Origin of the sequence: Niallia taxi (assembly GCF_004005475.1) — a bacterium.
Classification (GTDB): Bacteria; Bacillota; Bacilli; order Bacillales; family Cytobacillaceae; genus Niallia; species Niallia taxi.
The window spans coordinates 133158-145946 of the sequence record NZ_RZTZ01000013.1; the positions used below are offsets into that span (position 1 = coordinate 133158).

The window sequence follows — 12789 nt, forward strand, 5'->3', positions numbered from 1 at the left end:
GATACCAAATACAAGTCAATGACAAACAAAAGAAAACAGACATTTTTCCTTTTGTTTATGAACATTTTATGTCTAAAAAAAAGAAACCCTCTTATTCTTGGGTTTCTAGATTTTTACGATCGTAACGGGAATTGCTTTTTCTTGCAGCTCTTTATGAAATTCAGCAGGAATATTGGAATCAGAAATAACGTGATGAATTCTTGTCAATTCCGAAATATGAGCAAATGTCTTAACACCAAATTTACTTGAATCAGCAAGCAGTATCACTTGTGAGGCAATATCCATCATTTTCTTTTTTAAGATTGCTTGCCACTCATTGGAATCACTTAACCCGGAAAGATGGACTCCCTTACATGACAGAAACAGTTTGTTGACATAGTAGCTGTCTAAAGATCGTTCAGATAACGGACCAACATAGGATAACGAATTCGCAAGCAGCATTCCGCCAGTTGAGATTACTTTAATTTGTTCCTTTTTGCTGAGCTCTAACGCCACTTTGATTGAATTTGTAATCACTGTCAACGGCATATCTGGCAATTCCTGAGCCATATACCACGCTGTTGTGCTAGCATCCAAGACAATTTGCTCACCTGGTTCAATCCATTTGACCGCTTCAGCTGCGATAGCTTTTTTCTCATCAGAATTAGTGATTTCCCTTACCACAAAGGGGACGTCTGTCGCTTCTTTTTCGATGCTGACAGCACCACCATGACTCCTGCTTAAAAGCTGATCCTGTTCCAGCTTTTCTAAATCTCTTCTAATTGTTTCTTCTGTTACGGAAAAAATGTCGCTTAATTCCGAAACGCGAATGCTTAATCTTTCATTAACTAATTCGACGATTTTTCTTCGTCTCTCTGCAACAAGCAACTAAAATCTCCCTCTCTTCTATAACCGACTTTTTGTTTAGTTGGGTTTACCTTTGATTTTGTATTTTCACTATATCATAATTGGGTAGTTTTTCATATAAAACATAAATCTTAGCTAATTAATACAAAGGGACAAAATAGGTGCATCAGTTAGAAAACTAATGCACCAATCCATCTAATACTTAAACCGTTTTATGAACCGAATGTTGATTTAAATCGTCACCGTAGCGCTCTTTTTCAATTTGCTGCAGTGTTTTTCCTCTTGTATTCGGGGCGAGGATAATGCCAATCACCATATGAATCGCAAGGAAAATAATCATAACAATACCTGCAACCGTAAAACCTAATGTGTCCATTAATAATGGCAATATAAACGACCAGACAGCAATCCCTGTTCTGACGATAAAGTACATTAATCCTTGTGCGCTTGCACGATATTTTGTCGGGAAAAGCTCACTTGTCCATAATGCGTAAAAGGCTTGAGCACCTATACCTGCTGCTGCTCCCCACAGGATGACAAAGGCGATGAGTGTCGGCCATGTCATTGGCATGAAGGTGAGGATAAGCCACGCAACAAGTCCCATACCAGCTCCGATTCCAAATAAGGCCTTCCGGCTGACTTTATCACCGAGCTTCATAAACAAGAAATACGTAGTTAAGACAGTAAACAACCAAAGGAATGCTTGCAGTAAGTTGGCTTGCCCTGTGCTTAACCCACCGACATTTTCATAAATATATGGCATGAAATAACCCATTGCTCCTGCTGTTAAATTCCAGAATAAATAGATACCAATCAATAGCACTAACGCACTGCGATTTGCTTTTAATGTAAACAATTCTTTTAAGACATTCGTTTTTACTTTGCCTTGTAATGCTTCCGCCTTTTCCTTTTCCTGCTGTTCTTCCCAAATTTTTGACTCATCCAAGCCTCGGCGTATATACCATGTTACAAATGCAATGACTAGCAAGTGAAGGAATATAATTCTTGAACCAGCTAAGCCCATTGGGGCAAGTACTACAGCTAACACAAACGTTAATGTCGGACCGATAGACCAGGCCATTTGAGCTGTTCCAACATGTGCTGCCCGTTTGTCCTGTGGTGATTCCTCTGCAATATATGTCCATGAAACAGGAACGCCTGCACCAACTGCCAAACCGGTAATAATCGTTCCGATAAGCAGCATCGGAAAATTGACAGATGCTGCTATAAGGGCAACACCAATCATATAGACAAGCAAATCATAGCTGAAGATGAACTTTCGTCCAAATTTATCTGTTAATGGCCCGCCAATTAATGCGCCAATCGCAGCACCAAAAGCGTTTGCACTCAATGCACTTAAAAGTCCTACACCCATACTGTCAATATTTAAGTATGCCTGCCATAATGTTAAGCTGCTCGCTGCTGCGATGATGGAGCCTGCTTCGATATAGTTGGCCATTGCGACAGCAATCGTGGCTTTCCAGCCTGTGACATTTTTCGCCGCAAATTTCTTCGTTTTTGCCATTCTCTCTCTCTCCTTTAACTTTTACGATTATAAGTGGTTAGTCCATATGAAAAACTTCTTTTAATGGAATAGTGACAGGACTGTTGTCTGCATTTGTTTCCATCAACGGCTCCATAAATTCCCACCATTTTTGATTAATAGCTGTTGTGGGCATCTTGCTCCATTTATCTTCATCCTCTATTTCTACATAGCCGAACAATTTGCTTGTGTCTTGATCAAGGAAAATCGAATAATTGCTTGCTCCATGTTCGCGTAGAGCGTCTATGAGCTCTGGCCAAATTTCATTATGACGCTGCTCGTATTCAGCATGCTTATCTGGATTGACATTCATGATAAAACCTTTGCGAATCATCGTATTACCTCCTATTATGTAAAGGTTTTCATTTTGTTGTTAGATTATATATATAGCAGTTTTTTTTATAAGCCCTTCCCCCTTAGGGGAAGGCATTTAATTAGCGCTTTAACAATACTTCCTGTTCATAGGTTTTCACATTTTCCAGCCATGTTTCTCTAACAGGGACACCCATTTGTTCACAATAAAAATCCCAAACAGCGCCAAATGGATATGTTTTAAATTCCTCCATTAATGCTAATCTTTCGGTAAAATTACCTTCCTCTTGCAGCTGTTTTAATTTTGCATTCGGCAATAATAGCGCATGTAACAGAGCTTTAATCATATTTCGTGTACCAATTGTCCAAGCAGCAACCCGATTGATGCTAGCGTCAAAGAAATCAAGACCAATCAGCACTTTGTCTGTTGCATCATTGCGAACAATTTCCAGACCGATTTCTTTTAACTCATCATCAAGGATAACAACATGATCACTATCCCATCTTACTGGTCTAGAAACATGAAGAGCCAATTTATCTGAAAACAGCAGCATTGAGGATATTTTGTTTGATACGGTCTCTGTTGGATGATAATGTCCTGTATCCATTAAACAAAGCTTATTGTTCTTTAAGCTGTACCCTAAATAAAATTCGTGGGAGCCGACAACATACGATTCTGAACCAATCCCAAACACTTTACTTTCCACTGCATCGAGATTATAGTGCTCATCGGTTTCTACTGCATAAATTTTATCGAGAGACTCCTTTAAACGAATACGTGGTGTGAGTCTGTCTGATGGAATGTCTTTATAGCCATCTGGAATCCATATATTTGTTAAAGCAGGTGTACCTAGTTCTTTGCCAAAGTATTCTGCGATTTTTCTGCTTTTAATGCAATGCTTGATCCAAAACTCGCGAATACTTTCGTCTGGATGGGAAAGTGTCAGTCCGTCCTCCGCTTTTGCGTGTGAAAATAATGTTGGGTTAAAGTCCAGACCTAAGCCATGCTGCTTTGCCCATGCTACCCAATTTTCAAAATGCTTTGGTTCAATTTCATCCCTTTCCACTACCTCACCATTCGTCTCTGCATAAATTGCGTGTAAATTGACTCTATGCTTCCCAGGGATGAGAGATAACGCCATTTCCAAATCGCTGCGCAGTTGTTCTGGCGTTGTTGCTTTACCAGGATAATTACCGGTAACATCAATACCCCCTGATAATTCACTCGGATTTGCTTCAAATCCGCCAATGTCATCCCCCTGCCAGCAATGGATGGAAATCGGGATTTGCTGCAATTTTTGTAAAGCTGCCTCCACGTCTACTCCCCATTGCTCATATTGTTTTTTTGCTGCTTCAAAGCTTTCTTTGACAGACATATTTTAGCCTCCTCATATTGGTTGTGCTGCTTCGTATCCTTTCACATCAAAGGAATGTTTAATTAATTTCCTTGCTTCGTGTACATCCTTTATTTCACCTAATGCAATCAATTGGGAAACGATATTCCCAACGGCTGTTGCTTCAACAGGGCCTGCAAACACTTGCTTTTTTGTTGCATCAGCAATCAGTTGGTTCAGCAGTTCATTTTGACAGCCTCCGCCGATTATATTAATCTTTGTAAATTTCTTTTCGAAAATCTCTTCAATTTCATCAATAGCTGCAACATAGCATTCAACTAAACTGTCATAAACACATTTGGCAACCTCACCTGGAGTTACTGGAATTTCCTGATTAGTTTCTGCACAATAGTTCTGAATCGCAATAATCATGTTGTCTGGATTTAAGAAGCGGTCATCATTAACATTGACAATGGATTGAAAGTTTTTTGCTGCTTTTGCAAGCTCAACGAAATCTGCAAATGAGTATTCATTATCGTAGTTTCGCCGCACCTCCTGAATCATCCATAATCCCATAATGTTCTTCAAAAATCGGAAGCGGTAATCAATGCCGCCTTCATTCGTGAAGTTGTAATCCAATGCTTTTGTTACACAGATAGGAAATTTGTTTTCAACACCGATAAGTGACCATGTTCCGGAACTGATGTAAATCGTCTCATCATGCTCAGGTACAGAAATAACAGCTGAAGCAGTATCATGTGTTGCTGGCAAAACTACTTTTAAGTTGAACCCGAATTCCTCAGCAAGCTCCTCTTTAACGTCACCTAAAATAGTGCCTGGCATCTTAATATCCTGGAACATTTCTGGCTTGATGGAAACAGCATCAAGCAGCTGCTTATCCCACTTTTTCGTAAACGCATTAACTAGCTGTGTCGATGTTGCATTCGTATATTCATTCACTGCTTTTCCTGTCAGCAAATAGTGAAAGTAATCAGGTACCATTAAAAACTTGTCTGCTTTATCAAGGCTCTCTGGATTTGATTTCTTTAATGCGCAAAGCTGGTAAATCGTATTGAATTTTTGAAATTGAATTCCCGTTTCTAAATAAATTCTTTCCTTGATGATTTTCTGGAAAACTTCCTCCATCACACCATCTGTTCTGTCATCCCTGTAAGAAACAGCCTCTGTCAACAAATTTCCATTTTCATCAAGGAGCACAAAGTCCACTGCCCATGTATCAATCCCGATACTTTCTGGCCTAACTTGTACGTCCTGGCATTTTTTTATCCCTTGCTTTATTTCGACAAACAGCTTATGTAAATCCCAACAATAATATTGTCCTTTTTTGACAATGCTGTTTGAAAAGCGGTGCAGTTCATCCAACACGAGTTTTCCTTCATGTATGGAACCGAGCATCAGCCGTCCACTTGAGGCTCCAATGTCAACAGCCAAAACATATTTGTTCATTTTCTACCTCTCCTTGAGTTCCAATTGAAAACGTTTCCTAATCCTTATTCTAAAGAATGTAAACGCATAAAAAAATAACGTTATTTTTCTTATTTGTTGTCCTTAAATTCCTTAGCTCCTCCAAAAGACGCAAAAAAAAACTGGCAAAAATCGCTATTTTACCAGTTCTTTTCTTAATTCTTTCGGTGTTTTTTTATATTTTTCTTTGAAAATCCGATAAAAGTAGCTGATATTATCATAGCCCACTTCCTCCACAACTGTCCGTACAGAAAAGTCTGTTGTTTCTAACAGTTCCTTTGCTTTCATTAAGCGTTTTTCCTGTATTAAATCCTTAAAAGTAAACCCAGTTGCCTTTTTTATGTTTTTACTTAAGCTTGAGCTTGATTGCAGCAAGTGCTGTGCAAGCTCCTGCAATGTTCCATTTCTATAATGCTCCTCAATATATTTCAATGATTCAACCACGATAAAATGTTGAGAGGAGGCGGACTGATTTTTCGTTATTTTATCTGTATTTTTCACCAGCTCAATTAAGAGAAGCCCCATGTATAGCTTCATCTTTGATTCTGCCATAAGAGAGCCGTCTGTTTCTTCTTTGATAATTTTTTCGACTAGCTCCTGAATCTCTTCGACTTCTGACACGGAATAATATAAATATTGTCCATTTTGAGTATGATTGAACAAGCTGTTAATGAGAAATTCCGTAATGATGTTTTCACCATTTAAATATTGAAAAATAAATTGAAAAAAGAGCGGCTGGATGATGAAGTTGATTATCAGATCATCATCCCCACAAGCCTCTATTTCATGCTCAATATGCTGATTTAAAAAAAGCAGCTCGCCTTTTTTCAATGTGATAGAATCGTTATCCACCTTTTGCTTTAGTTTGCCTTTTACGACGTAATTTATTTCAATATAGTTATGCCTATGCTTCGGAAAGTCAATAAATCTAGTATGCTTCCTTACCGTTATCATTTTGTTTTTATCAAGAAATTTTTCACTTTCGATAATAAAGTGGCGCTGGCTCGTGTAAAGATCCTTCCTGACCTTTTTTTCCTGTGATAATATTTCAATTTCTTCCTCTGTCAGTTCCATCAACTGCTTTAAAAGGAGTGCGTCCAACTAAATCCCCCCCACTTCAAGACTAAGGTCTTCCTTTCTATCTTACTAACAATCTTAAAGATAAGGCAACTAGAAAATGAAAACGTTTTATTATTTAAAACAGGAAGTGGTTAAAACTTTTTAAGTTGTGAGCTCTTATTAATATCTTTAATGAAGAATAGAGACTCACTCCTAAAAATGAATAACCCTGAAATTTAGTAGAATTATAACAATAAAAAGACCAAGCAATACGCTTGGTCTTTTCTGATTTGTTTATTCGCAAGTTGTTTAGGAAGCATTTTCAGATAGAAGTTTTTCACAATCCTCCACATTAAGTGGCCGGCTGAATAAATAGCCTTGTAGTTCATCACATTTCACTTCTGTGAGGAATGCTTTTTGGTGTTCGTCCTCTACTCCTTCTGCAATAACCTTTACGTTTAATGCTTTTGACATCATGACAATCATGCGGACAATTGCCGTATCCTTTTCGCTTTTTTCCAATGATGTAATAAAGGAGCGATCAATTTTCAGCCTATCAATCTGGAACTTGCTTAAATAATGAAGCGAAGAATAACCTGTTCCGAAATCATCAATAGCTATATTGAAGCCCATTTCTTTGAGACTAGCAAGCTTGGACATATTTTGTTCAATTGGCCCCATCGCAATGCTTTCCGTTATTTCCAATTCAATATTTTTTGGATTTGCTCCGGTTTCATGGATGATTGCCTTTACCATATTAACAAAATTCTCTTGTTGGAATTGCAGGGAGGAGATATTTACTGCGATCCGTAAATCGGAGTACCCCTTTTCCTGCCAGCTAACAGATTGTCTGCAGGCTTCCCATAATATGCATTCGCCTATTGGTAAAATGAGGCCTGTTTCTTCTGCAATCGGAATAAATTCACCAGGCGGCACTAAACCACTTCCAGGTCTTTCCCAGCGAACCAATGCCTCTACTCCGACAATCTCACCAGTATCTATGGAAATTTGCGGCTGGTAATGAAGGATGAATTCCTTTCGTTCAATACCTTTTCGAATTGAGCGTTCTAGCTCCATAATGGATTTCATACTCATATCACAATTGTATATTTTAAAATGATCCTTGCCATTTTCTTTTACTTTGTACATGGCAGTATCTGCTTTCATCAACAGTGCATCCAAGTCACTGCCGTGATCAGGGTACATGGCGATGCCTATACTTGGGGTAACATTTAATTCTACACCATTAATAATATAAGACTCTCTTGTTCTCCTAAGAATCGTTTTAGCTAGCTCTTCTATTTGGCAGATGTCTGTATTCTCAATCAGCAGTGCATATTCATCACCGCCAATTCTAAAGACAACCCCATTTTGATTAATGCTTGATGCGAGCCTTTCCCCTACCTCTTTAAGAAGCAAGTCTCCATATGAATGGCCAAGACTATCATTAATATGTTTAAACCGGTCTAAATCCAAAAGCATAAAAGCAAGCTTTTTGCCTGGACTGTTGTTTTCCAATGCTTGAGAAAGCCGCTTCTCCATATAACGGCGATTTGGCAGTCCTGTAACAACATCGTGAAAAGCTAGGTACTCCATTGAATTGATTATCTCAACAAGCTTATCTGTCCTTTCCTTTACCTTTTGTTCCAGACCTTCATTCAGCTTATTCAAATCCTCGACTAACCGATCATTTTCGAGCAATGTAAAAACCTGTCTTATTATCAGCAGGAGTATGCTTATGGATAAACCAAGAAAAACTGGGTGTTTATCATAAAGCAAATACGTAAAATACAGAGTTAACAGCAATACTCCAAAATACGGGATGATATGCTTAATGTAAATGTTCTCTGCTCTCATTCCCGCATGTGTCTGTAGCTCAACCGAAACGCTATCCTTCTGATAAATCCCTGATAAACCAATAAGCAGGATGGACAAAATCCATAAAGGTTCATTGATGCTGCCGACTGAATAAGAATTAATCACTTTAAGGTAGGTGAAAATGGTATCTGCAATAATTTGGGTAAGCAGTCCTGTAACTAAAAGAAAAGTGGTTTGCTTTGACAAAACATGTTTCGAAGTATTAAAAAGGCTAATTACTCCAACAAGGACAATAAGGTCTAATATTGGATAACTTAATTCAGTTATAGAAAAGCTTAAATCTTCATTATGACTAACCAATGGCCTTATTAAAAATATCCAGCTAAAGGTTGTCGCTGCTGACATAGCAATTAAAATGTCGAGTAAAAAGCGAATCGTCAAAAGGGAGCTTTTAATCTGATTAATTAAAACAAGTAAGGAGAAAAAGTAAAACACATTTTGAACAATAAAAAACTTCTCAGCTAATTTACCAAAAATACTGTTGCCATCCAAAATAAATTGATTATAGCTCCACAGCAATGTACCGATCAGATAGACCAGCACTCCGAAAGCAAGGAGGAGCCAAAAGTTTTTTGCTGCGTTTTTAGCTTTAAGGCCAGTTGATATAATCCAGTAAATAGATGCGCTGCACGCAAACAGTTGGAAGGTGACGCCACCCCAATCCAGTAGCTGCTGATTGCTGCTGAAGATGATATTCCAAAGGATATTTGCCATAATAAAAAAAACGATAAAGGAATAGGCAAACCTTTTTGTATTGAGACTGTACATCTATTTCTCCATTCTTAATTTAATATCGGGTTTCTTATCGTATTTTTTGTTTGAATCAACCACGAAAAACTATCCTTGTTTTCATATATTCCTTGTGGATAAAGGATAGATGGTATAACATAGTCTCCTTTATAGTATATTTTTTCACTTACAGTTTCCAGTGGTATTTTATAAACGTTTTTAAGTGCCTTATAAAACAGTCTTTCAAGCAAAACAACACAATGCGTTATTTGGCGGGATTCTGAGTATTCTACAAACAGTGATAACAGTCTTTCCAAATTCTTGCCGCGATGCTGCTTTAATATGGCCACCTTATCAATTTCGATAGCATGGTCTAAATTTAACGTTTTCAGCTTCTCAAGCTCGTAAAAGGGGAACACACTGTTTATGTTGTTAGCTGGGTCGAGGGAATATGGTTTAAATTCAATTGTTCCTACCTTTTGGTCCTTTGCATCAATAATTAAAAACCGATCTGCAGGAATTTCAGACATTTCAAATCCGTATCCCTTTTCAAGCCAACACTCCATCCAGATTTGATTAAACTCGTTAAGCAATGCAAATGAATCAACTTTCATATACACATTACTACCTCCCAAAATATCAAGCTTTTTTATTTTTTAAGTACGTATGCAAGCTATATTATACTTATTTTTACCCATACTAGTATCAAAAACAGACAAAAAAATTCAACAAAATGAAAACGATTTCCAACTCATTCCACTTCTGTCATTTTAGTAGGTGATTTTTACCTGCTATTTAGAAATATTTAACTTTATTTGGATACGCAAAATTATTTATGAACTTTTTCTTTTATCGAAAAAAACTGCCATTTGGCAGTTTAAGTCGTCTTCTATTTAATTACTTTTCTAATACCAGCAAGCATTTTCAGCCATGCAAATAATGGCATTGTAACAAAAAATGCTGAAACTACTGCTGCACTTTTATTGTTAAAAATTGGTGTATGTTAAGACGCTTTGCTTTACCATAATTTTCACAAATAATAAGAGGCTGCTTTTAGGCAGCCTCTTATTATTTGTGCTTATTTGATGGCAGTAATCACCATCTGCTCACCACGCTTTGCCTTAACGGTCAATGTCAGCTTTTTGCCCTGTTTGTCGTATAAGCTGTTTAAGATTCCATCTGTTCCCGCTTTTGCTGCATAAGTAATACCATCTGTCGTTATAAAACGGACCGTACCATCTGGACTAATTCCGCCTATTGTTGCTTCAACCTTTATCAAGCTGTCAGAGGCTGTTATTGCAGGTATATTGATTACCTGGCCAATTCGTAATTTTGTTGCATCCACCTTCGGATTGGCCTCTTGTAAAAGGGAAACAGAAATTCCGTAGCTTTTGCTGATTTTATAAAATGTGTCACCTTTTTTTATTGTATAGGTTTTGCTGTCTGTCTTTGTCACAGTTTTACTTGGTTCACTGCTTGGCGCAGTCTTCGTTAAATAGGCACTGCTGATATAAGCCTTTTTCCCTTTATACTCAATTTGTGCCCAGCCTTTTTCTTCTGATTTTACTGTAACCTTCGCTCCTTCTTTATATGAGCCGATCACAGCAGCTTTTGTGGATGGATTTGATCTTACTCTTAATGTGTCTGCTGTTACATACTTCGTAACGGACTTACTGACAGAATCAGCCGTAGCTTTAACTTCTGTCAAATAATCAGCGCTTACATATGCTAGGCGTCCATCAATAAGGATGCCAGCCCAACCATTTTTCGTGAATGATACCTTAACAATTTCTCCTTGCTTCTTCTTGCCTATAATACTGCTGTCCGTTGTTGCTTTTGAGCGAATATTCAGCACTGTCGCAGTCACTTTTTTGTCTTGCACCTTCGGAAGAAGAATTTTATCTCCGTTAGATACATTGCCGTTCACTGTAAGTATTGCTTCTGCTGTAACTCCGTGCTGTTTCGCTATTTCGGAAACTGTTTCATTCTTTTTTACTTCATATGTATATTCTTGAATGCAGGCTGATGCAGTACTGGCACCTAACGAAAATAAAATAGTAAAAATACCTGTTACCACCAACCGTTTGGCAGGACTTTCCTGCACAAGTTTCCTGATACTAGCAACATGCTCCATAAAGCTTGCCTTAATACCTTCAAGAACACTTCTAATATTCCAAGCATCTCTAATATCTAAGCTCGAAAGGTTTTTTTCCAGTTCTCTTTTTTCCATTCTAGTAGTATAAACTGGTTTGGTCATATGTTTTTCTTTTCTTAAGACCTTCAGCTCGCCGTCAGTTCCTACTAAGCTTGTCATACAAAATTACCCCCATAATATATATATATCAGCATCTTGTTTGCTTTGTATATTTATGATAAGTCATCTCGGAAAAAGAATATATGCGATAAACGTAGGATTCCAACCTATAACTTTTTGCCCAAAGATTACCAGCATCCTGTCAATTCTCTTCATGGAACCAACTGAAAGTTACCAAAACCGAACGTTTTTTCCAGACATAACCATATTCACTTGCGGATTTTATACAATATAATACTTTTGGATTAGTAATTTCTATATTTTTCTTTTTTATATTTATATGCTTTTTACGCTGTATTCAATCCTAAAATATAGCTATTTGCACATTTTAGGTACAATTCCTCTGAATAGTGATGCACTTTACATATGTTGTCTACTCGGGTACACATTATTACCGAGGAGTATTTATAAGACTCGAAATGTTTAAAGCTGATTAAATTTAAATTTTTTACAAATATTACTTGTGTATTTGTTATTAATCCAATACGCAAATCAGTCTTTAAATATCACAACTAATTAACCTGGATCATCATAAATGATTGTTTTAGTAGTAATTTGACAAGATATACATATAAGATCAATTTAATGCCAATCTCTAATGGAAAAATACTTTTCAATTCCTCACATTTGTTCACACCTTATTCGGGAGAGGCTGGGACAAAACAAAAGATAACCTTTCTAAATACGAATAATAAAATTATAACTAAATTTAAAAGAAGCAGTACTAGATAGAATATGGGTTTAAAATTAGTTCGTATCATTGGGCGCTTTCCGCGGGGAGGAAGCTTAGCCTCCTCGTCTTCGCCTGCTGGGTCTAAAGCGTCTTCTATTTCCCTTAGTTAAAACTAAAAAACTCAAAAATCCTAGTTTTTGTTAGTGACATAAAGTACATAAAGAGAGATTATTTTAACAGAATGTTCAATCTCTTTTAAACGGAATTATGTTACGCTTAGTTTGAATAAAGATTGGAGAGTTGTGAAAGTGAAGAATAATAGTTTGAAAATAATAAGAATCTCAACTTTATCGGTAGCCATGTTAACAGTTAATTTTTTACCAACTGTAGGTCATGCTCAAGTGGAACCAGTAAGTACGGAAAATGTCACTGAAAATACAATGGTTGCCAGTTCCTAAAATTACAGCTTCTAAAAGATAAGGGGTAATGTGGATTGTCAACATTAAATCAAACAGCTTTTTTAAGGGACGATTGTTTGTAGTCAATGGGGCTTACATAACCTAGTGTTCCATGGATTCGAAGCTTGTTATACCAGTTAACATAGTCACTGAATTCT

11 protein-coding genes are annotated in these 12789 nt (G+C 37.1%); 1 reads left to right on the forward strand and 10 read right to left on the reverse strand.

Going from position 1 to position 12789, the window contains the following annotated elements:
- Positions 1-105 precede the first annotated feature (105 nt).
- The 9 genes from EM808_RS22840 to EM808_RS22880 form a co-directional block, all read right to left on the reverse strand.
- Positions 106-867, reverse strand: a complete 762-nt coding sequence (locus EM808_RS22840) for a DeoR/GlpR family DNA-binding transcription regulator (protein WP_127741130.1) — start codon at positions 865-867, stop codon at positions 106-108.
- Between the two features lie 181 nt (positions 868-1048).
- The gene (locus tag EM808_RS22845) at positions 1049-2371 is read right to left on the reverse strand and encodes an MFS transporter (protein ID WP_127741132.1); all 1323 of its coding nucleotides are present in this window, start codon (positions 2369-2371) and stop codon (positions 1049-1051) included.
- A gap of 37 nt (positions 2372-2408) precedes the next feature.
- Positions 2409-2723 (reverse strand): L-rhamnose mutarotase, encoded by a 315-nt coding sequence (gene rhaM, locus EM808_RS22850; protein WP_127741134.1) that lies wholly within the window; start codon positions 2721-2723, stop codon positions 2409-2411.
- 100 nt (positions 2724-2823) lie between these two features.
- Positions 2824-4077, reverse strand: a complete 1254-nt coding sequence (gene rhaA / locus EM808_RS22855; protein WP_127741136.1) for an L-rhamnose isomerase — start codon at positions 4075-4077, stop codon at positions 2824-2826.
- Between the two features lie 12 nt (positions 4078-4089).
- Positions 4090-5502 (reverse strand): rhamnulokinase, encoded by a 1413-nt coding sequence (gene rhaB / locus EM808_RS22860; protein ID WP_127741138.1) that lies wholly within the window; start codon positions 5500-5502, stop codon positions 4090-4092.
- 153 nt (positions 5503-5655) lie between these two features.
- Positions 5656-6621 carry an AraC family transcriptional regulator gene (locus EM808_RS22865; RefSeq protein WP_127741140.1) on the reverse strand — a complete coding sequence of 322 codons (966 nt, stop codon included), beginning with the start codon at positions 6619-6621 and terminating at the stop codon, positions 5656-5658.
- Positions 6622-6888: 267 nt separating this feature from the next.
- A complete protein-coding gene (locus tag EM808_RS22870) occupies positions 6889-9225 on the reverse strand; it encodes a putative bifunctional diguanylate cyclase/phosphodiesterase (RefSeq protein WP_127741142.1) in 2337 nt (778 codons plus the stop codon).
- A 14-nt stretch (positions 9226-9239) separates the two neighbouring features.
- The gene (locus EM808_RS22875; RefSeq protein ID WP_127741144.1) at positions 9240-9806 is read right to left on the reverse strand and encodes a hypothetical protein; all 567 of its coding nucleotides are present in this window, start codon (positions 9804-9806) and stop codon (positions 9240-9242) included.
- 458 nt (positions 9807-10264) lie between these two features.
- Positions 10265-11500: an SH3 domain-containing protein gene (locus tag EM808_RS22880; RefSeq protein ID WP_127741146.1), complete on the reverse strand. Its 1236-nt coding sequence runs from the start codon at positions 11498-11500 to the stop codon at positions 10265-10267.
- Between the two features lie 981 nt (positions 11501-12481).
- On the opposite strand from EM808_RS22880, the gene EM808_RS28740 reads away from it, so the two are divergent.
- Positions 12482-12631 (forward strand): hypothetical protein, encoded by a 150-nt coding sequence (locus EM808_RS28740; RefSeq protein WP_164849751.1) that lies wholly within the window; start codon positions 12482-12484, stop codon positions 12629-12631.
- A gap of 49 nt (positions 12632-12680) precedes the next feature.
- Here the strand turns inward: EM808_RS28740 and EM808_RS29835 are convergent.
- Positions 12681-12789 (reverse strand): IS3 family transposase (locus EM808_RS29835; protein ID WP_164849636.1); only part of this gene is annotated, 109 nt, incomplete at its 5' end.

Excerpts from the sequence above, each read along its gene's own strand:
- EM808_RS22845 (WP_127741132.1), bottom strand. The coding sequence starts at position 2,371 with ATGGCAAAAACGAAGAAATTTGCGGCGAAAAATGTCACAGGCTGGAAA.
- EM808_RS22880 (WP_127741146.1), bottom strand. The coding sequence starts at position 11,500 with ATGACAAGCTTAGTAGGAACTGACGGCGAGCTGAAGGTCTTAAGAAAA.
- rhaA (WP_127741136.1), bottom strand. The coding sequence starts at position 4,077 with ATGTCTGTCAAAGAAAGCTTTGAAGCAGCAAAAAAACAATATGAGCAA.
- rhaM (WP_127741134.1), bottom strand. The coding sequence starts at position 2,723 with ATGATTCGCAAAGGTTTTATCATGAATGTCAATCCAGATAAGCATGCT.
- rhaB (WP_127741138.1), bottom strand. The coding sequence starts at position 5,502 with ATGAACAAATATGTTTTGGCTGTTGACATTGGAGCCTCAAGTGGACGG.
- EM808_RS22870 (WP_127741142.1), bottom strand. The coding sequence starts at position 9,225 with ATGTACAGTCTCAATACAAAAAGGTTTGCCTATTCCTTTATCGTTTTT.